Genomic DNA, 22,586 nt, shown 5'->3' with positions numbered 1-22,586 from the left:
CCTGTATTCCCGACTTCCATGTTGGTCAAGCTGCCGTGAAGCTTATAGGATATATTTACAGCGTGCTGCTGAAGTAACAACCTGCTTTTTTGTTCGAAATTTTAGAGTGCTCCACGGGTTATATTATTTATACGGCGCGTATTTTTCGCCATACAATTGTTTTAACGCTACATTGAGTTGCTGAGTTAATTGTTCATAGCTGTCTGTCAGCACACCAATATGCCCCAACTTTCTGCGCGGCCGCTCTTCTTTTCCGTAAGCGTGATAAAAGAACTCTGGTGCAGAAAAATCACTTTCTTTACCGTGCTTTCCTAACATATTAACAATACCACCGATGCCATTCGGCGTTGTTTCACCGAGTGTGGTATTCGCAATCGCCAGACAGTGGTTTTCAAATTGACTAGTCTTACAACCCTCCATTGTCCAATGGCCTGAGTTATGCACGCGCGGGGCTAATTCATTAACAACTAAGCCTTGTGGTGTATCGAAACACTCCATGGTTAACACACCCACATAATCTAATGCAGACAGCATGGTTTCCATATAAGCCACCGCGCCTTCTTCAAGAATAACGTCAGTATTCGGCGCGGGTGCCATGGTCGCTATTAGCACACCTTCTTCGTGGCGATTTTCCATTAAGGGGTAATACACAATATCGCCTGTCGCATTACGCGCGGCAATCACCGAAATCTCGCGCGTGTAATCAACGTGCTTTTCTGCAATTAATTGCACGCTTTCATTAAGTGTCACTTGCGCTAAATCATCGGGGGATTGAATACGCCATTGGTTATATCCGTCGTAACCCGATTCGGCCGCTTTAATATAAATAGGCAAACCTAAACGCTCAGGCAAGCTATCAAGCTGTGCTTGGCTTTCAATAATTTCAAAATCGGCAGTGGGAATGCCGTTATGGCGCAAGAAGTTTTTTTCGCGAATGCGATTTTGTGATAAATAAATGGCGTTACTGTTGGGGTAAACCGCAGTATGTGATTGCAGGTCAGACAGCAATTGTGCGTTGACCATTTCTTTCTCAACGGTAATCACATCGGGTTGCTCAAGGGCGCTGAATAAAGCCTCTGCCGTCATGCCTTCTTGGAAAACAACAACCGCGCCTAAATCATCAACGCAGCGGGCATCTTCATCTTCATCAGCAATAAAGGAGAAACGATAGCCATGAGGAATACCCGCTTGTGCCGTCATTTGCGCCAACTGACCACAGCCAAAAATTGCGATATGCATAAACTCCCCCAAGGCAGCCACCTCAAAAAGTGGCGATATCTATTGTATTATTCTGTATCTTCTACAGACCAAGGCACATTATCGGTTTGCGCCTGACGCCAAGTCTGAATACGTTCAGACAGTGCATCGTCGGACAAAGCCAACATTTGCGCGGCGATTAAACCCGCATTATAAGCACCTGCTTCACCAATAGCCTGTGTGGCTACCGCCACACCTCGCGGCATTTGCACGATAGACATTAAGCTATCCATGCCTTTAAGTTGTTTACTGCTTACTGGCACACCAACAACCGGCAAGTGGGTAAGCGCTGCTGCCATGCCGGGTAAGTGCGCTGCACCACCGGCACCCGCAATAATGACCTTGATACCACGCGTATGTGCGGCTTGGGTAAATTCGACTAATCGTTCGGGTGTGCGATGTGCAGACACTACGTTGGTTTCATAAGTAACGCCGAGTTGATCTAACACGCCTGCCGCCTCTGACATGGTCGGCCAATCTGAACGGGAGCCCATAATAATGCTAACAGTCACACTCATAACGGTATATCTCTAGGTATATCAGCACTTTATCTAAGCAGCTTGGACGTCATTACCTTCAAAAACAACTCACCATCTCCTCTAATAAACAGAAGAATAATAAGGCAAGCATTGAAAAAGTAGGCGTAAATGCGGAAAAACTAAGCGACTTGATGGTGCTTGGTGATCAAAAAAGGGCGAAATTGTAACAGCAGATGCGCATAGAGGCTAGTATTGTGAAAAACCGTACAGAAAAGTTGGAGGGAGTTCCTACCATTTCGGCTCTCACACCTAATACAGAGCCCATAGTAGGCAAAGTATTAAGTATTAGATACCGAAAGGTCTGATATAGCCAAATACGCACCCAAGCCCAACAAGCAACTACCCGATGCTGCCGTCTGAACTGCACGAATACGCGCATTAGACTGCCAATGACGCGCCACTGGGTGCGCAAAGTACGCAATAAGTACATCAGGAATCATATTGATAACAACAACGACCATACCGAGAACAATAAACTGCTGAAAGATATCACCTTGTTCGGGATGTACAAACTGCGGAATAAACGCCAAAAAGAAAATGGCCGTCTTCGGATTGAGTATCTCGGCAATGATACCCTGAAAAAAAGCCGAACGAATGTCTTGGCTAGGAGTTGAGAAATTATCGCTCTGCGCCACCACATCGCGCTCTATTTTCATCGGATCAGCTTGCTCAAGCGATTTTAACGAGTGGTTATTTATCAACATATTCTGGCGTATGGAATAAAGCATTTTCATACCCAGATAAATAAGAAATGCCGCACCTAAGTATTTGAGTATCATCATTGCGCTCGCCGACTTAGCCAAAATAACCGATACCCCCAGCGCCGCAAAAATAACGTGCACAACACCGCCAACAGCACAACCCAAGGTTGATGCCATACCAACAAACCGCCCGCCAGCGATGGTGCGCGACAACACATAAAGAATGCCCGGACCCGGCGCAAAAGCTAATGCGAGCGCTGACGATAGAAAAATAAACCATGTTTGTAGATCTAGCATTATGACACTCTCATTTTTATTGTTATGCACACAACATAAATTCGGCAGTAGTGACTGCAACAATAATTACTGGCCGTCTATACTCACAATGGGGCAGTTGACGACAATATCAGTACGCGCAACACTCACTAAACCCTGAGCCTCAGCCGCCAATATGTCACCTTCAGAACGCAGCTCGCGACTATTATTTTTGTCGATCCATTCGACTTTATACATTAACCAGATCGGGCTGTAATGCTGATCCTGACTATTCGCCCCCACAGGCTGAGGAATGGAAGCAAAGACATTACGTGATTGCTCACCATCAGGAAAGGCATAAACCCGCTCAATAACCGTTTTTGCTTGAGGTGCTTTAGGGTAAACCGGAATAGCATCACGTAATCTAGGTGCATAATTAGCCTGCATTTTAGCCGCCATTGCCGCGTTTGACACATCTGTCGTAATGTAATGCACCGCCGATGCTTCATACCAACCGACTAACAACGGAAGCGTAATTTTTTGAGGTTGCGTTGTTGATGCGCAAGCATTTAAAAGTAAAACTAATAAGATGGTGGCTAAACGTATCATAGAGGCACCTGATAATGTGTGTAAACTGAAACCGAGCGTTACGAATCTGTAAGAAGTATAGCTTCAATTGGAATAACCCGTTTGCTTTCAGTGAAATGATATTAATAGCCCAGTATGCTCCAAAAAGTAGCATACTATAAGCAACAACCGATCAACCATACTACGACTTGAGCTAAATACCTATCATGCCACTACATCCTCAAGCACAAGCATTCTTAGATATTGTTAATCATACTGAACGCACGCCACTTCGTACATTGAGTGCAGCGGCAGCACGTGAAGTCTACAATCAACGTCCTGCAGAATTAGCACCCGCATGGATTGATGTGCATGCAGTCGATGATAAAACATTCTCTAGCAACGGGCTTAACATACCGATCCGAATCTACACGCCAAAGCATTCTCTAGAGCCACTACCTGTATTTATTTTTTATCATGGCGGCGGGATGGTGATTGGCAATATCGAAGGGTACGACACGCTATGCCGACAACTGTGCATGCAGTCATCGTGCATTGTTATCTCTGTCGGCTATCGACTCGCACCAGAACACAAATTCCCTGCCGCCATTGATGATGCTTATGCGGCGTTTTTATGGGTTGCACAACAGGCTTCAACATTCAATGGTGACAAACATCGTATTGCCATCGGTGGCGATAGTGCTGGAGGTAACTTAGCTGCGGTGGTGACGTTACTCGCCAAAGCGCACCCTGAACACACTATTCAATATCAAGTATTAATATACCCCGCAACCGCGCCTTATGCCGACAGTGAATCACATATCAACTATGCCCAAGGTTATTTTTTAGAGCGCGAAACTGTGCTCTGGTTTCATCGCAGTTATTTACGCTCTGATAAAGACCGACAAGATTACCGCTATGCCCCACTTATTGCAGAAGACCTTAGCGATTTGCCGCCTGCGCTAGTCATTATCGCAAAGTACGATACATTGCGGGACGAAGGTGAGGCTTATGCCAACCGCTTAATGAATAGCGGGGTCGAGACCCAACTTATAGAATACGAAGGAATGTTCCACCCTTTTATTTCACTCGCGGGCGTTTTAGATGATGGCAAGGCGGCGATTACAGAAATTGCTAACGCCTTACGACAACAATTGTCCATAAACGATGCCTAGCGTTTATCAATCCACCGAGAAACCGGCAGAGAGAATACGAAAGGGATACGGTATTTTTTAATAAATGCAAAAACAAGTAATGGCGCAATTATAGCCATCAAGGTGCCCAACAATAAATGTACGATATAAGAATCAATATCCAAAAAACGACTTAACATAATTCTCACTCCACTACCCGCCAATATGTGCATCACATAAATAGCCATAGAAGCGGTGCCCACAAAAACAATCCATTTTTTGGGTTTTTTTGCGCCTAAATAAGCAATTGATACCACCAACAATATAGATACAACAATCAATAGCACTTTAGCTACACGTGAAAAAACACCTAAACTTTCTTCGTGCAAATAAAAACCATATTGCCCGACCACAAACAAAAGCAGCCACAGCAAGAACCAGCGAGAAACAACAGCAGCATCAAGCGTAAAGTAATGAAAAAAGGCAATGCCTAAAATAAAAAACAATAAGTTATGAAAAACATGATTAGGCATTGCGCCCACATACACGTGGCCGATCAATAAATACAATACTAATGATACAAGCAGGCCAACACTCACTGCTTTTTTGGGCAGCAAAGTAAATAAAATAGCCGATACAATAAAAATAAAGAATAAGGCGTACAAAAACCAAAACTGCGCTCTTGGCTCTACTAAAAGATGAAAAACATCGGCATAACTTACCGTACCGTTAGTATAGGAAGACAGTGTCGCCTCGATAACTCCCTGAAACAGAGACCATATAATATATGGATAAAATACCGTATCAATTTTACTTATCGACAGACGAAGTCCGCCTTTTTTTTGGAAAGTATTTAAAAAAAATAAACCCGATAAAAAAAAGAATAAAGGCATGTGAAAAGTGTAAATAATACTATCTGTCCAATGGTAAAAACTTTCAGGCATCGCAATACCTGCGTTATAAACACCACGCGCCACATGACCATAAACCACCAAAACAATGCCGATGCATTTTGCATAATCGACCCAATCACTTCGGCTTTGCTCTTGTAAATCACTCATTATCTGTTTTACCGCTTAAGTAATTTGCGTGATAACGCAGATGATCTTCTATAAAACTTGCGACAAAAAAGTAACTATGATCATAGCCTTGCTGCATACGTAGATTGAGTGGGTGCTGATTCTTATCGCATGCCTCCTGCAGCGCAGAAGGCTGCAATTGTTCCACCATAAACTCATCGGCACTGCCTTGATCCACGAGAAGGGGAATTTTTACATCGGCCTGAGCAATCAATTCGCAGGTGTCATATTGTATCCAGTCAGATATATCGCTTCCCAAATAACGCCGAAAAACCTTTTCGCCCCAAGGGCAGCTTACCGGATGACAAATAGGAGAGAATGCGGAAACCGAGCGATAAAAATGTGGATTTTTTAAGGCGATAGTGAGTGCACCGTGCCCGCCCATTGAATGCCCACTAATACTACGTTTATCTGTTACCGGAAAATTTTTCTCGATAATGTCGGGAAGTTCTCTGACAACATAATCGTACATACGGTAATGCTGGTTCCAAGGCGACTGAGTTGCATTAAGATAAAAACCAGCACCTGAACCAAAATCATAACTCTCATGCTCACCGGGTAGCTCTGTTCCTCTAGGGCTAGTATCAGAACATACAATCGCCACACCTAGCTCTGCTGCCACTCGCTGAGCGCCGGCTTTCTGCATAAAATTTTCATCGGTACAGGTCAAGCCAGACAACCAATACACTACGGGAACAGGTTGGTGCTCAGCTTGTGGAGGTAAATAAATAGCAAAGGTCATCGCGGTGTTAGTCGATTGACTATAGTGCTGATACCGCTCCATAACGCCACCAAAACTGCGAACCGTAGATAAACGCTCCATCCTGCTACTCCTCATTGATTCATCGTTAAAAAATAATCACTGATCGTATACTTTCCCCTTCGTGCATTAAATCAAATGCACGATTGATCTCCTCAAGGGGCATAGTATGTGTCACCATCGGATCAATTTTAATATCCCCTTTCAGGTATTGCTCAACATAATCCGGTAGCTGAGAACGACCTTTTACTCCGCCAAACGCGGTTCCTTTCCATGTACGACCCGTCACTAGCTGAAAAGGGCGCGTCGCGATTTCTTGCCCTGCGCCAGCAACCCCGATAATTACCGATTCTCCCCACCCCTTATGACAGCACTCGAGTGCTGAACGCATCACATCGACATTACCAATACATTCAAATGAGTAGTCAACACCACCGTCGGTCAGATCGACAATAACATCCTGTATCGGTGAATCGTACTCCTTGGGGTTGATGCAATCCGTTGCTCCAAGCATCTTCGCCATGTCAAACTTATCGGTATTAATATCAACACATATAATGCGCTCAGCGTTAGCCATCACCGCACCCTGAACAACACTTAAACCAATGCCTCCCATGCCAAAAATAGCAACCGTAGACCCTGCTTCGACTTTTGCGGTATTTAGCACCGCACCAATGCCCGTAGTAATCCCACAGCCTAACAAGCACACCTTATCAAGAGGTGCTTGCGGATTAATCTTAGCCACCGCAATTTCAGGCACCACTGTATATTCAGCAAAAGTGGACGTGCCCATATAATGAAAGAGTGGCTGGCCGTTTTTTGAAAAGCGAGACGTGCCGTCAGGCATCAAGCCCTGCCCCTGTGTTGAACGTATAGCCTGACAAAGATTGGTTTTACCTGACAAGCAAAACTTACATTGACCACACTCGGGGGTATAAAGTGGTATCACGTGATCACCCACCGCCAATGAGGTCACTCCTGCACCGACTTCCTCGACAATACCACCGCCCTCATGCCCTAATATAGAAGGAAACAAACCTTCAGGGTCTGCCCCTGACAAGGTATAAGCATCGGTATGACAAACACCCGTCGCTACCATACGCAATAACACTTCACCGGCTTTAGGGCCAGAAACGTCAATTTCTTCAATAGATAATGGCTTACCCGCTTCCCAAGCCACCGCCGCGCGTGTTTTCATGGAGCATCTCCTATTAGTACTAATGCAATATATATTCTGATAATCGCTAGAGTGTAGCAAGTTTAGCGCGTATCAACCAAGCGATGCCTTAACGCCTATTGATTCACTTATGGGGAGGGGGATTTAGCGATAGCTTTTATGACTCTTGAATTCAACTATCATTCAATTACACTATTCCTCTACAATAACAATGAATAAGAATAGTAGTTTTTAAACACAGGTAGTATTTGTCTATGAACGAACACACACAGCCCCCTGCTATTGATATCAACAAGGTAAAGAATAAATTAATTCAGCAAAAAAATGATATTCAACGCTTAGAGCAAGAAGTCGACAACTTACAAAAAATTGTAAAAGAGCAAGAAAAAGAAAGCCATAAAGCAAGCACCGAAGCAAAATTAGCAGTCGACGACTCAGAACTTGCACGCAGCTTCAATCAAAAAAACTACGCTCCCATTATAGCTTCACTATTTGAAAAACCATCTAAACAACTGAGAAACCGCGCCATTATTATTATTTTAATTGCAACGGCTCTGTCATTGGCGGCGGGTTATTTTTCAGCAGGATACCTCACTTACACACAAAATATTTTACTAAATGAAAAAATAGGTGCCATACAAGACCAATTAACTCAATTTATGCAGCAACAAAAAATACAGCAAGAAATTACAAAAAAGCAAATAGAGGTGATTGCATTAAAACGCCTAGAAAATAAAAATCAATCTTCAGAAGCACCCATCACACCTATTGTAGAAAAATCAAGTGCCGCCAGCATTGAGAAAGAAAACACTATCATTCGGCAAGCAAAAAACATTGTGCAATATATTAGGGAGGCTGAAAGCCAACCGGAGTTTATAAAGGATTATAAAAAGAATAAAACACAGTTTGCGCAGCTTTATTTAATTGTCATGCAATACGCCAGTAACGAAAATATTTTTTATGACTCTTACTTGAAAGCCATAGAAATACTTAACATACCCAACCATATAGCGCCAAAAAATACAGATGAATTATTATTAATGGATCTGGAATTTTTACGCGCCGCTTATTCTGGCTTTGTTATCACATCAGAAAAAAATAAAAACGGCTGGCGATACCGGGAGTCGGATAGACAGTTTTCAAGCTATTATAATAGCGCCCTAGAATACGATTTAGGCGCTTGGCAAATCATTAATGAAAAAAATGATTACCAATCTCTACCTAATGTTTTTGCCCTTAATATCGATCGTGTTGTTCAACAGGTATTATTTAATAATGCATCATCGCGGCTGATGCTACCAGAACAAACGTATTACCATGCCTACCCTGAAAGCAACAAAAATCAAGCTGTCGGAAAGTTATTAAATCAAGAAAAAATCGAAAAAAACGGTAACACACTGACGATTGACGCATCACGTTTTAACATACCTATTAGTGAACAAGTGAAAAAATCATTAGAGAATAAATTGGCTAAAAAAGGAATTGACATAAACAGTGCCGGCGACAACTTAACCATTGCCATTAATCGCTACAGAGCGAGCCAAGGATGGGAAGAAAATGGAATCATTAACTTAAGACTGTTACATAGTCTTAATATATACCCCACTTATAGCGATTTAAAAAATCGCTGATAACATTACTGGATTTTTACAAACTACCGACCGGTTACATTTAACGCTTCATAAAAAAGGCGAGATATCTATCTCGCCTTAACACTCATTCCGCTAAAACGGCTAAAACTATTAATGCAACACGCGACAACGAATTGTGCCTTCAATATTTTTTAATTGCTGCAGCGCAGCATCACTATAATCTGCACCAACTTCAGTAACCACATAACCTACTTTGTCGTTCGTCTGCAGATATTGACCACATATATTAATTTTATTTTCAGAAAATATTTTATTAATTTCGGTCAATACTCCGGGAATATTTTTATGCACGTGCAACAAGCGATGCGCATCAGGGTGAGCTGGCAAGGCAACTTCGGGGAAATTCACCGAGCTTGTTGTCGTTCCATTATCTGAATATTTAACGAGTTTTTCTGCGACTTCTACGCCAATATTTTCTTGTGCTTCTTGAGTAGAACCACCAATATGAGGCGTGAGTATTGCATTATCAATTCCACGCAGAGGGCTCATAAATTCTTCGTTGTTATTCTTAGGCTCAACCGGAAAAACATCAATTGCCGCACCTAATAAATGTTTATCGTGTAACGCCTTCGCCAAAGCATCAATATCGACGACTGTGCCGCGCGCTGCGTTAATCAGAATAGACCCTTGCTTCATGGCTGCAATCTCTTGCGCACCAAACATATCTTTAGTTGAAGCGCTTTCTGGGACGTGCAAGGTAACCACATCAGACATACCTAACAACTCATGCAAGTCGCGCACTTGTGCCGCGTTACCCAATGGCAACTTGGTGACAACATCATAGAAACGTACTTTCATGCCCAGAGATTCTGCTAATACACTGACTTGGCTACCGATAGAACCATAACCAATCACACCTAACACTTTGCCTCGTGCTTCAAATGAGCCTACTGCATTTTTTAGCCAACCGCCTCGATGAGCCACCGCATTTTTTTCTGGTATACCGCGCAGGAGTAAAATAGCTTCAGCTAAGACCAATTCAGCAACGCTACGCGTATTTGAATAAGGCGCGTTAAATACAACAACACCATGCTCTTGAGCCGCAGTAAGATCAACTTGATTAGTACCAATACAAAAGCAGCCTACCGCTACCAATTTGTTAGCAGCCTCAAATACACGTCGCGTTAGCTGTGTGCGCGAGCGAATGCCCACAAAATGCGCATCCTTAATTTTCTCGACCAGCTCGTCTTCGTTAAGCGCCGTTTTGTGATATTCAACATTGCTGTAACCCGATGCCGTTAATGTATCAACGGCCGATTGATGCACCCCCTCCAGTAACAGAAACTTAATTTTGCTTTTTTCAAGGGAAATAGTAACCATGAGTAACGAGACCTCGGTAATGGGGAAAACAACAGAAATAGTGTAGTGTAACCAGCAACAGACGCTGCTAGCGATAAGGCGCGCATTGTACCAGAATCACCCATTAATGGCAGTGAATATGACTGAATTTCAGTCATCTATAACTAGATTTTATCAGTATAAGTTAGTTGGACTATTTAAATGAGTAACAACCCATGAATTTGGTATGGCTTCGCAATGACTTGCGCATAGAGGATAACCCGGCACTGCATCACGCCGCACAACAAAACGATGTGTGCTGCGTGTATGTGGTAACACCCAAACAATGGCAACAACATCAAGACGCGCCCAGTAAAATCGCCTTTTGGCGTCAACGCCTGATTGCACTACAAAGTGATTTAAACGCTCTCAACATCCCTTTAAAGATAATAAGTGCTAGCGATTACTCTGATATACCACAAAAAATGCTGGCACTAGCCGAGCACTTATCGATTAACAGCCTCTTTTTTAACGAAGAATATCCGTTAAACGAAAAAATGCGTGATGATGATGTCACCAATATCCTGCAGCAACATAGCTACAAGGTCTGCCGCTATCACGGCGACGTTATCATGCCCCCAGGAACCGTGAAAACCCAACAAGATGCCACCTATAAAGTATTTACCCCCTTTTCTCGGCAGTGGCACAAGTGCGCAGGTGATCAGGCACTCAACACTGTCGCCGCCCCCAAACAACAAGCAGCAAGTTATTTATCACTACAAGATGACATTGAACAATGCTGGACACCATCACTTCAAAACCATAGGCATGACTTATGGCCAGTAGATAGCGATGCAATACATCAACGCATGACAACATTTTGCGTGAACAAGTCATCGCGTTACAAAGAGTATAGAGATTTTCCTAGCATACACGGCACTAGTACCTTATCCCCCTACTTAACCTGCGGTGCCATTAGTGCCCGCCAATGTATTGCCGTTATGCGCCAACATAACGAAGACTGGCGCAGTAACCAGTGGGTAACCGAAATTATTTGGCGCGAATTTTATCGGCATCTCTTATGCGCATACCCTCACCTTTCTCGATCAGAAAACTTTATTGCAACCAAACATCCTATCCCTTGGAATAATGATGAGGCGCAATTTAATGCGTGGTGCGAAGGGCGAACCGGTTATCCGATTGTCGACGCAGCCATGAAACAGTTAGTGCAAACAGGATGGATGCACAATCGTTTACGCATGATTACCGCCGCCTTTTTAACAAAGCTATTGCTTGTTGACTGGCGTAAAGGTGAAGCTTTTTTTATGCTGCATTTACTTGATGGTGACTACGCCTCAAATAACGGCGGCTGGCAATGGGCGGCATCAACAGGCGCTGATGCCGCGCCCTATTTTCGAATTTTTAGCCCTGAACGACAATCAGAGCGTTTTGACAAAGAAGGAAAATTCATCAAAAAATTATTGCCTGAACTATCAACGCTACACGCAAAAAATATTCATACCCCTAGCGAAAGTGATCGGCTTTCTTGTCAGTATCCTGCACCTATTGTTGATTACAAAATGGCTCGGCAACGAGCACTAGAAGAGTATGCCACCGCCATGGGAAAAGAGAAAAAAATCGAAAAAGACTAAGCTTATATTTATTTTACATAAGCTTTAAGGAACCTTTTCCTAATTGCTGCCTCTATATGCGTACATTATTTATTCACAACGCACTACGACACCTAATTAGAGGCCACTTATGAAATCATCAATCAGTACATTATTGGTAAGTATTTTTTTACTCGCATTCTCTTCACTCAGCATGGCTGGAGAACAATATACTAAACGAGGCTATGCTGTTAGCGGTTATGATCCTGTTGCTTATTTTACCGTAGGACAACCGACCAAAGGCGATAAGAAAATCAGTACCGAATGGAACGATGCTACGTGGCTATTTGCGACAGAAGCGCACCGTGAATTATTTTTAGCGAACCCAGAAAAATATGCTCCTGCTTACGATGGCCACTGTGCATTTGCGGCAGGTATTGGTAAAAAAGTAAGCGCAAAACCAACACTTTGGAAAATTATTGACGACCGCTTGTTTTTAAATTTTAGTAAGTCTGCAAACAATCGCTGGTTAGAAAACCCTGAAAGCTATATTGAAGATGGCGATAAAAACTGGGAAGAACTCGAAAAGAAACCAGCCGCTTAATATTCCCTATACTCAGAACCACTGAGTATTTTTCGCCTCCGATTGTTCCCCAATGGTCGGAGGCTTTTTTATGGAACTTCTGAAAAAATTATACGATTTAGAAACTACTTATCGAGCAATCGTCTTTACACCACTCTCTGTTCCTAACAACAACACATCGGCTGCACGATCAGCAAATAAACCATTAGTCACAACACCGACGATTTGATTAATTGCCTTTTCCATTTCAATAGGCTGAGGAATAGAGAAGCGGTGAACATCTAAAATAATATTGCCGTTATCAGTGACAACACCATGGCGGTATTCAGGACTACCGCCTAACTTCACTAACTCTCTTGCGACATAAGAGCGCGCCATAGGAATAACTTCGACAGGCAAGGGGAATTCACCCAACACGTTCACTCTCTTGCTCTCATCCGCAATACAGACAAACTCATCCGCACAAGCGGCTACTATTTTTTCACGCGTTAGCGCTGCACCACCGCCTTTGATAAGACACAAATTATTATCCGCTTCGTCAGCGCCGTCGACATAGACCACCAAGCTATCGACACTATTTAGGTCATACACGGGAATACCATGAGCCTTCAGACGATCAGCCGTTGCTTCAGAGCTTGCTACAGCACCATCAAACAAATGCTTAATTTCAGCTAAAGCATCAATAAAGCAATTTGCTGTTGATCCCGTGCCTACACCGATAATACTCGACATATCAAGTTTGGGCTTAATGTAATCAACTGCCGCTTGCCCGACTGCCTGTTTAAGTTCATCTTGTGTCATAAGTACTCACACCCATTATTTGATGGCGCATTCGCAGACGTAGCGTACACCCCTGATATTTAAAAGTGCTGCATTATAGGATGTGGAAAAATGGAATAATATAGATTTTTTAACGACTGTTGACGCAAATGGCACAAAACACTACATGTTGTTGACCACACACAATTATCATCTATATATGGCAACCAACACACACCCTTATCACAATTAAAATCAAAAATCTGTGTAATTAGCAGGCACTGTTAAAGTAAATAGCATAAAAAGCTTGGCAAAAGCCTGATTTTTAAGTATAAATGCGATTCTATTATTTTTAACGGAAGTGCTAAAGCGTGACACAACTCTCGTTTCGCAACAATAATAAGAATAATTATGCCATTAGCCAATAGATAAGATTCATAGAGGTATCCATGAAGCCTGACGTTCTGACCATTACAGCCATTGTTTTTGTTGCTGGGGTACTCATCAGCAGTCTAGGTATCACGGAAGATTTAGATAGCAAACAGCCTAGCCAACCACCATCGGCCTTACAGCAAGGCGTTGTGATTAATTAAGACGAAACTCACAAGCAGCTACAATACGACGCCTTTGTCAGTAACCACTGAATGTAAAGCAATATCCCACGGCTCTGCCATAAGCCGCTCAACCTCTTGACACTCATGTGCCACCCCCATTAGTTCAGGCTTATTTTCGACCACACATTCTTGCCGGCTGCTAACTGTTTGAGAGCCGAGGAAAGCAAACGTACGATCATAATAACCGCCGCCCATTCCCAAACGGTTACCTTTTTTATCAAACGCAACCAATGGGGTAATCACCAAATCAAGCGCTCTAAGATCAATCGTTTTCGTGTGATCAAGCGGTTCTGGAATATTAAAACCGTTCGCCATCATTTTGGTAGTCGGCGCATACTCTACAAAAATCATTTCTTGCCCGATAACGACCGGCAAATAGCACTGCTTGCCTTGACGCCATAAGTCATCAATTAATGGTTGAACACCGATCTCTCCACCCACTGCCCAGTAAACCGCAACATGTTGACTACGCCGATAAGCGGGAGTTGCCTTAATATGCAGAGCTAATGATTGGGCAGCCGCTTGCTGACGAACACTCGATAACGCATCGCGCCGTGATTTAATTTGCTCGCGAATTTGACTATTTGATAAAGGGTTCTGCTGAGCCATAGATGAGATACTGTTTGTGCGGCGGCTGTGGCTTGAGAGGAATAGGAAATAAGAATAAGTGTCCCGGGGATGCCGCGGTCAGCTGGGCCTTGAACCGTAAGGTTCAAGGTGGTGGTTTATGGTAAATATTAGGCTTTCCGCAGCGCGGACATGCACACCAACTTACACGCTAAACCTCCGGGGTTTACATTATCGGCTCAAGGACTCGAGACTCGCAAACACCCTAGGACGTAGTAAAAAGTATAGCACTAACGGGGTAAAAGTGCGTCTAATTGCTGATGCATTTTTCCCAATAATTCATCTTGACTGCCGTCACTTTCAGGCATAGATATGACTTCATGGGCAAGATTGAGCGCAGCCATAACAGCAATCCGTTCAACGCCGATAACTGCTCCTGTTTGACGGATTGCCTTCATTCTACGATCTAGCTCTATCGCTGCATTTAATAGCGCATCCCGCTCATCGCTTGGGCACGCCACCTGATAATCTTTACCGAGAATATGTACCGATAGGGTTTCTGTAGGCACTGTTAACGCACCCCTTCTTTTAGACTTTTGAGGTCATCAATCATTGCTTCTACACGTGCGCGAGCTACATCATTTTTTTGAATAAGACGCGCACGCTCTTCTTGCCAATCGTGCTTTGCTTGGCGTAAGGAGTTATTTTCTTGCTGCAGTTGTTCATGCTGCTGAATAAGCTGATCCAACTTGCCGGCAAGTGCTTGTAAAGTAAGTTCTGACATAGAAAACAATTAAACGCTGATATGAGAAAAACTGCAAGTCATATAAAGAGGCCGAATACCCAGCACCACGGAATCAAGTGACAACCTGCACGATTGTTTACCCGCTAATCCTCAGGCCACCTCTGCAATATTGCTTGCCACCTCTGCTTGTCTTTGCCCACCACATAAAAATGCGGATTAATCACCGAATCTTTCGTGTTGTAGCGCAATCGATCAAACGCGGCATCAACCACATACCCACCGGCGGCCTCGACAATCGCTTGCGCGGCTGCAGTATCCCACTCGCGAGTAGGCGCTAAACGTGGGTATAAATCGGCTTTGCCTTCCGCTACTCGACAAAACTTAAGCGAACTTCCCGATTGCGCATAATCAACAAATGGAAAACGCTGATTCAATGTACACTTGAGTGACTGAGTGTCATCATTGGTGTTACGGCGCCCCATCAGCACCCGCACGCAGGATAAAGTATCTTGACCACACGGAAGTGTTTGCGCAAATATTTGCTGCTGAGATGCATCTGGAGTTAGTTTATAAGCGCCCTGCCCAACTGAGCCATAAAAAACTTCGCCAGATACTGGCAACGAAACCACCCCCAAAACGGGATAGCCGTGCTCTATCAATGCAATATTAACCGTAAACTCACCGTTTTTGGCGAGAAATTCTTTGGTGCCATCTAAGGGATCAATTAACCAATATCGCTCCCAATGCTGGCGTATCGCATAAGACGGCAGCTCCCCCTCTTCGGAGAGAATCGGCGTGTTGGCCAGTAAACTCGGTAATTCATCAACCAACAACTTATGCGCCGCCAAATCAGCTGCCGTTACCGGTGAAGCGTCCGACTTAAGCGACGGGTTAAGCAGCACCCGTCCCTGATAAACTTCCATCACCGCATTATTCGCACGTGCGATCAATGCGAGCAAAGGGGGCACTAATTCACTGTAAGACCTTTGTGCTAAAGCCATTTTTTATCCAATACTTTCATTCAAGAACACCTGTGATGCATTCGAAGCTACATTGTACTCATAGAGCAGAAAAACAGTTTTTTGTTCGACGTTTTAAAATGCGCTATAGGTAATAGCGTTAATTATACAAGGAGGTGGGAAATGCACCCCTATAAAATGATATGATCGGCCTTATACTGATCATGACTATAACCCACCTTCACCGCCATGTTACTACAATGATAAATTGGAATTCGATTGATACTGTTTTGCTCGACATGGACGGTACATTACTCGATTTGCACTACGACAATTACTTTTGGTCAACCCACTTACCTGCTCGTTATGCTGAAATTAAACAACTCCCTCTTGCAGAAGCGCAAGCAACACTACAAACACATATACGCTCACTGGAAGGAACCCTGAACTGGTATTGCCTTGACTATTGGAGTGACGCGCTCGACATTGATATTGGAGCGCTGAAAGCCGAGCCAGAAATATCTCATAAGATTAGGGTGCGCCCAGATACTCTGGCTTTTTTACAGTTTTTACACGAACAGGGCAAGCACGTCATACTCGCCACCAATGCACACCCTATTGGTTTAAACATGAAGCTAGCGTCTACAGCCATAACGCCTTACCTGCATCATATTATTACATCACACCAATTTCAGGTACCCAAAGAAGAGCGACTGTTTTGGGAGCGTCTCGCCGAGCATTTGGAGATGCTCATTGACTACAACCCAGCAAAAACACTCTTTATTGATGACAATTTACAAGTTCTTAAAACCGCCAAAGACTATGGCATTGCTTATACTCTAGGCATTCATCAGCCCGACAGTTGCATTGAAAGAACGCTCGATGCATGGGATGCCATTCATCACTTCTCAGAAATTATGACGATACCCACATCACACCATGGATAAGCTACGCATTGATAAATGGCTATGGGCCGCTCGCTTTTTCAAAACCCGGAATCTTGCCAAACAAGCAATAGAAGGGGGGAAGGTGCACTGTGATCATCAACGTGTCAAAGCCAGTAAAGATATCACGCTGGGAATGCTATTAACTATTCGACAAGGCTGGGATGAAAAAACCGTCAAGATCATCGGGCTGTCTGATAAGCGTAGGGGCGCACCAGAGGCAGTCTTAATGTACGAAGAAACAACAGAAAGTATCGAAAAGCGCCTGCAAAACGATGTGCAACGCAAGCTGCTTAAAAGTGCTTCTGGCCTACAAACTGATAAGCGACCCACTAAAAAGCAGCGACGCCAAATCCATCAGTTCAAAGAAATGATGGATAATATTGAATAGAACACAGCGATGGCTGAGCTACACTTTAAAACTGCCAATCATGGCTTTTAGGCGATTCGTCGCTGACTCTACCGATGAGCTAGTTTTCAGTGCTTTAGAGGTTACCTTATTAGTATCATGCGCCAGACTCGCAATGCGCGTAATATTCTCGCTCACTGATTCCGAAACTTGAGACTGCTCACCCACTGCCAATGCTGTCTGTGAATTCATACCATTGAGTGAATTGATATGCTCAGATATCACCGAAAGGTTATTCACTGCGTCATTGGCCATTGATACAGCATTCTTACTGGTTGCCGTACCGCCATCCATCACTTTAACGGCTTCACCGGCGCTTTCTTGCAAACGCTCAATCATGGTTTGAATTTCACCTGTGCTCTGCTGAGTGCGGCCAGCGAGTGCACGTACTTCGTCTGCAACAACGGCAAAGCCGCGACCTTGCTCTCCCGCACGCGCGGCCTCAATGGCTGCATTCAGCGCCAACAAATTGGTTTGCTCTGCGATACCGCGAATAACATCCAACACAGAGCCGATATCATTGACGCGGTCTTGTACTGAAGCAATGCTGGCTGTGCCGTTGGTAAAGTCGTTCGCCAAACTTTCAACAACATCAACCGTTCTTGAAATCATCTCCGTTGCATCACCCACTTCTTTATTGGCGGTTTCCGTAAACTCTGCCGCTTCATTAGCATTAGACGCCACCTCTGTAGCCGTCACGCTCATTTCATTCACGGCGGTAGCGACCATATTAGTCTCGTCTTGCTGAGTATTCACCAGCTCAGAGCTCTTATCCACGATGTACTTAAGCTCGTCAACCGCTTCGGCTAGATCATCATTAGTTGCTGCAGAGTCAATCACCATATTTTGTATGCGCTCAACAAACTTATTAAAGTAACGTGATAAGGTACCAATTTCTCCCGCGGCCTTTTCTGGTAAACGTTTCGTTAAATCACCTTCACCCATCGAAATATCACGCAACGCTTCAACCACTATATTAATCGGCCGTGACACAAGTACATTCATCAGCAATACAATGATACTCACTAATAAAGTGATTGATAAAAGAGTCTTACCTAAAGAAATAAGGATGAGCTGCGATAATTCTGCTTCAATATGGTCGGTGTTAGTCACAAAAAACAGATGCCCTACTTCACGAATCTTTGAACCATCGGTATAACGTAGTGCGTATTTTTTTAAGGTTGGGTCTTCGATATCGATATCACTGATTTGCTCCGGCTTACCATCTTGTCCCAAGGTATAAGCATCAAATAGCTGACCTTCAGCGTTGATCACGCCCACCACGCTCACTCCCGGCACGCCCAGATTACTTTGCAAAGCACTGGTAATTGTCTCGGATTCGAAATTCCAAAGTGCCGTAGGTATAGTCCCTGATAAACTATTCACGACTAAGTTAACGCGAGCCTCTTGATCATTATATAAGCGCGACGACATGCTCTGATAATCGTATGTACTGTATACAGAAAATAATAGGGCAACGATAATGAACACCCCAATACTAAATTTTGCCGCTAGACCGTGAAACATGATTTCTTTTCCTCAACGAGTTAAAATCGACTCTATGTCTTCTAATGGTAGAAGATAATTTTCTATTGTCGAAAAAATAGCGGGTTTATTTATTGATCCCACCAGTTTTATATCGCCTTATGACTAAGCGCTATATCAATTACCGAGAAGATGATTTTTTTTCATCAATATAATCTAACAAGCACTCTTTCAACGCCATTTCACCAGCGGATAACGCTCACAACACAAGTAATGCATTATGACCAACGCCTCTAATGATCAGCTCCACCGATTTATCTTTGATAGTAGCGATATCCGCGGGGAAATCGTCACATTACATCAAGCACTACGCGATGCTTTTGCACATCAACGTTACCCCGCAGCCATTAAGACATTGTTAGGCGAGTTTTTAACCGCCGCTTCGTTACTGTCTAGAACATTAAAGTTTGATGGAACACTGACCCTACAAGCCAGAGGAGAAGGCGACTTACCACTTATTATGGCCGAAGTAGATCACCAGAAAAAAATCCGCTGCGTTGCCCAACTTAAGCAGCACCAAGGTTTAGACAACCGATCGCTACGCTCTCTACTAGGTGAAGGTGTCCTATCAATCATTATCGACCCCGATAAAGGAGAGCGTTATCAAGGCATTGTCGATTTAGAAGGCGAAACATTGAGCGAGAGCTTAGAAAACTACTTTTTACAGTCTGAACAATTACCGACGCGTATCTGGCTAAGTCAAAACGAGAATATCGCTGCTGGCTTATTACTGCAGCGCTTACCACAACAAGTCGCCAGCAAAGAAGACAATGACGATACTTGGGAGACGCAAGTCCATTTAGCCAGTACAGTATCCGATGAGGAATTATTAACGGTTGATCATTCAACCTTGCTTACGCGCCTATTTCACGAACGTGGCGTACGCATGTTTGATGCCGAACCGGTGCAGTTTGGCTGCAGCTGTTCTCAAGCACGCGCTAATCAAACTCTCAGCCGGTTAGGCCAAGCGTCTCTCAATCAAGTAATTGAAGAAGAGGGTAAAATTACCGTTGACTGCCACTTTTGCGGTCATCAATACGTTTACTTAAAGGAGGATGTACGCCTTCTATTTGCCCCAGACACTCAACATTGACCTTATCCTTAAGGGAGAGACCATAAAAATTTTGCTTTGATCAAAAAATAAGCACATTAGGGCTTCGCTTCTTTTGCCGATTCTGAGATAATGCGCGACCCTTTAATTATTGAGCTGTCGGCATCGCCGACAATAACTGAAAATGGCTTCCTAGCATCTGCATAGAGCCATCCACACAGGATCAAAAGAATGACTGAGGTTGATACCCCCGTTCAAGTTTTTACGAATTTAACTGCCGACGAACTCATTACTGAAGCGCTAGAACGCGGCGAAGGTAAGCTGACTCATACTGGCGCACTTGCGACAGAAACTGGGGCGCGCACCGGCCGCTCGCCTGCCGACCGCTTTATTGTTGAAGAGCCCTCAACGTCTGGCGCTATTGACTGGGAAACTGTCAACCGCCCATTCCCTGCCGATAAATTTGATGCCTTATGGTCACGTGTTGAAAACCATATCGCTGATGTTGATCAATTTGTTTCTAATTTTCATGTGGGCGAAGATCCCGACCACTATCTGCCTGTACGCGTAACAACAGAAACTGCGTGGCACAGTTTGTTCGCTTACAACATGTTTATCCGTACAAATAGCTATAACCCACGCTCAAAAGAAGAGTGGAATATTCTTCATGCCGCTAATTTTGTTTGCGAACCCGAGCGCGATGGCACGAATTCTGAAGGTATTGTTTGCATTAATTTCGCACAACGCAAGATCTTAATTGCCGGCATGCGCTATGCTGGCGAAATGAAGAAGTCGATGTTCTCCGTACAAAACTTCTTACTGCCTGAAAAAGACGTCATGCCAATGCATTGTTCTGCCAATGTCGGTAAAGACGGCGACACTTGCTTGTTCTTTGGCCTATCTGGCACGGGTAAAACGACCTTATCTGCTGACCCTGAGCGTTACCTAATTGGTGATGACGAACATGGCTGGGCGAAAGGCGCGGTCTTTAATATCGAAGGTGGTTGTTACGCTAAGACTATCGATCTGAGCCAAAAGAATGAACCCGTTATCTGGGATGCCATTCGTAAAGGTGCCATTGTTGAAAATGTTGTTCACGACGCTGCTGGCGTACCGGATTACCACGACACCAGCTTGACCGAAAACGGCCGTTGCTCATATCCACTAGAGCATGTAGAAATGCGCCAGCTAGAAAATCGTGCAGGTGAGCCTAAAAACGTTATCTTCTTAACTTGTGATGTCACCGGCGTGATTCCTCCAGTTTCTATTCTGAGCAAAGAAGCCGCCGCTTATCACTTCTTATCTGGCTATACCGCACGTGTTGGTTCTACCGAGTTAGGTGCAGAAGCAGGTATTCACCCCGCATTTTCAACCTGCTTTGGCGCACCCTTTATGCCACGTCCTGCACGCGAGTACGGCGATCTGCTCATGAAACGTGTTGAAGAATTCGGCGCAAAAGTATTTCTTGTTAACACCGGCTGGACAGGTGGTTCTGGTGGCGCAAACGGTAAAGGTTCACGCTTCCCGATCCCTGTAACACGTGCAGTTGTTGCAGCCATCCAAAGTGGCGCTTTAGATAATGCGAATACTGAGCACTTAGACATCCTTAATCTCGATATTCCAACAGAGATTCCTGGTGTTGAAGCGAAATACGTTAACCCATTAAATGCATGGGAAGATCGTGCAGAATATGATGCTCAAGCGTCTAAATTAGCGGGTTTATTTGCTGAAAACATTAAGAAGTTTAATGTCAGCGATGACGTAGCAGGTGCAGGGCCTAAAGGTTAAGCACTACGCGTTATACAAAAACTAAAAAGGCCGCATTTGCGGCCTTTTTTTATTGTCTACGGTGGATTAATAATAATGTCGCTTATCTCAGCATAAGAGATAGGCTATATTGATAAGGTGATAACTTTACAAGTGAACCCTATGACCATTCGCCCCGCTCACGCATTAGATATTCCTCTACTGGTTGGTTGCTGGCAAGGCATCGACCGCGCGGCAACAATACGGCCATTTGGCGGCGATAGTGCAGACAAACCTGCGCATGCAGAAAAAGTATTACGGCATGCCATTGAATCTGTACATGCCATAGTGTTAGTCGCCACCGATGACAGCGGTGAAATTATCGGCACTATTGCCGGGCATGTATTCGATAAACCCGGTGTTATTATTTCCTCGGTGGGGGTGATTTACAGCGCATGGGTAGATGCCGACCGCCGCCGGCAGGGCATTGGTCAACAGTTACTTGAACATATCGAACGCGCACTAGAAAATAAAGGCGCAAAGGCTTTTCAAGTCGGGTGGGATACCAGCAACACCACAGCAGAAACATGGTGGCAAAAGCGTGGGTATGCTCCTTACGAAGTCATTGCAAGTAAAGTGATTGAATAGGTCATGAT

Annotated in this window: 24 protein-coding genes and 1 other RNA gene; 10 read left to right on the top strand and 15 right to left on the bottom strand. The window is 44.0% G+C overall.

Annotated elements, in window-relative coordinates; genetic code table 11:
- Positions 1 to 123 precede the first annotated feature (123 nt).
- From ACZ5O6_RS00585 to ACZ5O6_RS00570, 4 genes are all read right to left on the bottom strand, one after another.
- A complete protein-coding gene (locus ACZ5O6_RS00585; protein ID WP_447092647.1) occupies positions 124 to 1,239 on the bottom strand; it encodes a 5-(carboxyamino)imidazole ribonucleotide synthase in 1,116 nt (371 codons plus the stop codon).
- Positions 1,240 to 1,286: 47 nt separating this feature from the next.
- Positions 1,287 to 1,775, bottom strand: coding sequence for a 5-(carboxyamino)imidazole ribonucleotide mutase (gene purE / locus ACZ5O6_RS00580; protein WP_447092648.1), 489 nt, complete (start codon positions 1,773 to 1,775; stop codon positions 1,287 to 1,289).
- Positions 1,776 to 2,074: 299 nt separating this feature from the next.
- Positions 2,075 to 2,794 carry a LysE family translocator gene (locus tag ACZ5O6_RS00575; RefSeq protein ID WP_447092649.1) on the bottom strand — a complete coding sequence of 240 codons (720 nt, stop codon included), beginning with the start codon at positions 2,792 to 2,794 and terminating at the stop codon, positions 2,075 to 2,077.
- Between the two features lie 66 nt (positions 2,795 to 2,860).
- Positions 2,861 to 3,361, bottom strand: coding sequence for a DUF7482 domain-containing protein (locus ACZ5O6_RS00570; protein ID WP_447092650.1), 501 nt, complete (start codon positions 3,359 to 3,361; stop codon positions 2,861 to 2,863).
- 185 nt (positions 3,362 to 3,546) lie between these two features.
- On the opposite strand from ACZ5O6_RS00570, the gene ACZ5O6_RS00565 reads away from it, so the two are divergent.
- Positions 3,547 to 4,494, top strand: a complete 948-nt coding sequence (locus ACZ5O6_RS00565; protein WP_447092651.1) for an alpha/beta hydrolase — start codon at positions 3,547 to 3,549, stop codon at positions 4,492 to 4,494.
- Here the strand turns inward: ACZ5O6_RS00565 and ACZ5O6_RS00560 are convergent.
- The 3 genes from ACZ5O6_RS00560 to ACZ5O6_RS00550 are packed head-to-tail and all read right to left on the bottom strand — an operon-like array spanning position 4,491 to position 7,489.
- Positions 4,491 to 5,513 (bottom strand): acyltransferase family protein, encoded by a 1,023-nt coding sequence (locus ACZ5O6_RS00560; protein WP_447092652.1) that lies wholly within the window; start codon positions 5,511 to 5,513, stop codon positions 4,491 to 4,493. The genes ACZ5O6_RS00565 and ACZ5O6_RS00560 overlap by 4 nt on opposite strands.
- The gene (gene fghA / locus ACZ5O6_RS00555) at positions 5,506 to 6,354 is read right to left on the bottom strand and encodes an S-formylglutathione hydrolase (protein WP_447092653.1); all 849 of its coding nucleotides are present in this window, start codon (positions 6,352 to 6,354) and stop codon (positions 5,506 to 5,508) included. Before fghA ends, ACZ5O6_RS00560 begins: the two co-directional genes overlap by 8 nt.
- A gap of 25 nt (positions 6,355 to 6,379) precedes the next feature.
- Positions 6,380 to 7,489 carry an S-(hydroxymethyl)glutathione dehydrogenase/class III alcohol dehydrogenase gene (locus tag ACZ5O6_RS00550; protein ID WP_447092654.1) on the bottom strand — a complete coding sequence of 370 codons (1,110 nt, stop codon included), beginning with the start codon at positions 7,487 to 7,489 and terminating at the stop codon, positions 6,380 to 6,382.
- A 233-nt stretch (positions 7,490 to 7,722) separates the two neighbouring features.
- Between ACZ5O6_RS00550 and ACZ5O6_RS00545 the strand changes: the two genes are divergently transcribed.
- A complete protein-coding gene (locus tag ACZ5O6_RS00545; RefSeq protein WP_447092655.1) occupies positions 7,723 to 9,099 on the top strand; it encodes a hypothetical protein in 1,377 nt (458 codons plus the stop codon).
- Positions 9,100 to 9,210: 111 nt separating this feature from the next.
- On the opposite strand, the gene serA is transcribed toward ACZ5O6_RS00545, so the two are convergent.
- Positions 9,211 to 10,440, bottom strand: a complete 1,230-nt coding sequence (serA, locus tag ACZ5O6_RS00540; protein WP_447092656.1) for a phosphoglycerate dehydrogenase — start codon at positions 10,438 to 10,440, stop codon at positions 9,211 to 9,213.
- A gap of 194 nt (positions 10,441 to 10,634) precedes the next feature.
- Between serA and phrB the strand changes: the two genes are divergently transcribed.
- Both phrB and ACZ5O6_RS00530 read left to right on the top strand, forming a co-directional pair.
- Entirely contained in the window at positions 10,635 to 12,050 is a 1,416-nt protein-coding gene (gene phrB / locus ACZ5O6_RS00535; protein WP_447092657.1) for a deoxyribodipyrimidine photo-lyase, read from the top strand.
- Between the two features lie 109 nt (positions 12,051 to 12,159).
- Complete coding sequence (locus ACZ5O6_RS00530; protein WP_447092658.1) at positions 12,160 to 12,612, top strand: YHS domain-containing (seleno)protein; 453 nt, start codon at positions 12,160 to 12,162, stop codon at positions 12,610 to 12,612.
- Positions 12,613 to 12,720: 108 nt separating this feature from the next.
- On the opposite strand, the gene rpiA is transcribed toward ACZ5O6_RS00530, so the two are convergent.
- A complete protein-coding gene (rpiA, locus tag ACZ5O6_RS00525) occupies positions 12,721 to 13,392 on the bottom strand; it encodes a ribose-5-phosphate isomerase RpiA (protein ID WP_447092659.1) in 672 nt (223 codons plus the stop codon).
- 407 nt (positions 13,393 to 13,799) lie between these two features.
- Between rpiA and ACZ5O6_RS00520 the strand changes: the two genes are divergently transcribed.
- Positions 13,800 to 13,943: a hypothetical protein gene (locus ACZ5O6_RS00520; RefSeq protein WP_447092660.1), complete on the top strand. Its 144-nt coding sequence runs from the start codon at positions 13,800 to 13,802 to the stop codon at positions 13,941 to 13,943.
- 18 nt (positions 13,944 to 13,961) lie between these two features.
- On the opposite strand, the gene ACZ5O6_RS00515 is transcribed toward ACZ5O6_RS00520, so the two are convergent.
- From ACZ5O6_RS00515 to cysQ, 5 genes are all read right to left on the bottom strand, one after another.
- Positions 13,962 to 14,573, bottom strand: a complete 612-nt coding sequence (locus tag ACZ5O6_RS00515; protein WP_447092661.1) for a 5-formyltetrahydrofolate cyclo-ligase — start codon at positions 14,571 to 14,573, stop codon at positions 13,962 to 13,964.
- Positions 14,574 to 14,629: 56 nt separating this feature from the next.
- A non-coding RNA gene (ssrS, locus tag ACZ5O6_RS00510) (6S RNA) lies at positions 14,630 to 14,806 on the bottom strand.
- Between the two features lie 15 nt (positions 14,807 to 14,821).
- Entirely contained in the window at positions 14,822 to 15,100 is a 279-nt protein-coding gene (locus ACZ5O6_RS00505; RefSeq protein WP_447092662.1) for a cell division protein ZapA, read from the bottom strand.
- A gap of 2 nt (positions 15,101 to 15,102) precedes the next feature.
- Positions 15,103 to 15,315, bottom strand: a complete 213-nt coding sequence (locus ACZ5O6_RS00500) for a TIGR02449 family protein (protein WP_447092663.1) — start codon at positions 15,313 to 15,315, stop codon at positions 15,103 to 15,105.
- A gap of 104 nt (positions 15,316 to 15,419) precedes the next feature.
- On the bottom strand, positions 15,420 to 16,277 hold the full coding sequence (gene cysQ / locus ACZ5O6_RS00495; RefSeq protein ID WP_447092664.1) for a 3'(2'),5'-bisphosphate nucleotidase CysQ: 858 nt from the start codon (positions 16,275 to 16,277) through the stop codon (positions 15,420 to 15,422).
- Between the two features lie 218 nt (positions 16,278 to 16,495).
- On the opposite strand from cysQ, the gene yrfG reads away from it, so the two are divergent.
- Positions 16,496 to 17,182, top strand: coding sequence for a GMP/IMP nucleotidase (yrfG, locus tag ACZ5O6_RS00490; RefSeq protein ID WP_447092665.1), 687 nt, complete (start codon positions 16,496 to 16,498; stop codon positions 17,180 to 17,182).
- Positions 17,175 to 17,570 carry an RNA-binding S4 domain-containing protein gene (locus tag ACZ5O6_RS00485; protein ID WP_447092666.1) on the top strand — a complete coding sequence of 132 codons (396 nt, stop codon included), beginning with the start codon at positions 17,175 to 17,177 and terminating at the stop codon, positions 17,568 to 17,570. Before yrfG ends, ACZ5O6_RS00485 begins: the two co-directional genes overlap by 8 nt.
- An 18-nt stretch (positions 17,571 to 17,588) precedes the next feature.
- On the opposite strand, the gene ACZ5O6_RS00480 is transcribed toward ACZ5O6_RS00485, so the two are convergent.
- Entirely contained in the window at positions 17,589 to 19,115 is a 1,527-nt protein-coding gene (locus ACZ5O6_RS00480) for a methyl-accepting chemotaxis protein (protein ID WP_447092667.1), read from the bottom strand.
- Positions 19,116 to 19,353: 238 nt separating this feature from the next.
- Between ACZ5O6_RS00480 and hslO the strand changes: the two genes are divergently transcribed.
- From hslO to ACZ5O6_RS00465, 3 genes are all read left to right on the top strand, one after another.
- Positions 19,354 to 20,226 (top strand): Hsp33 family molecular chaperone HslO, encoded by an 873-nt coding sequence (gene hslO, locus ACZ5O6_RS00475; protein WP_447092668.1) that lies wholly within the window; start codon positions 19,354 to 19,356, stop codon positions 20,224 to 20,226.
- Between the two features lie 189 nt (positions 20,227 to 20,415).
- A complete protein-coding gene (locus tag ACZ5O6_RS00470) occupies positions 20,416 to 21,972 on the top strand; it encodes a phosphoenolpyruvate carboxykinase (protein ID WP_447092669.1) in 1,557 nt (518 codons plus the stop codon).
- Between the two features lie 141 nt (positions 21,973 to 22,113).
- Positions 22,114 to 22,578 carry a GNAT family N-acetyltransferase gene (locus ACZ5O6_RS00465; RefSeq protein ID WP_447092670.1) on the top strand — a complete coding sequence of 155 codons (465 nt, stop codon included), beginning with the start codon at positions 22,114 to 22,116 and terminating at the stop codon, positions 22,576 to 22,578.
- Positions 22,579 to 22,586 lie beyond the last annotated feature (8 nt).

The sequence above is a fragment of the Eionea flava genome (assembly GCF_055393785.1).
The sequence above is the reverse complement of the archived record's forward strand: the minus strand, read 5'-3'. Positions and strand labels throughout refer to the sequence as shown.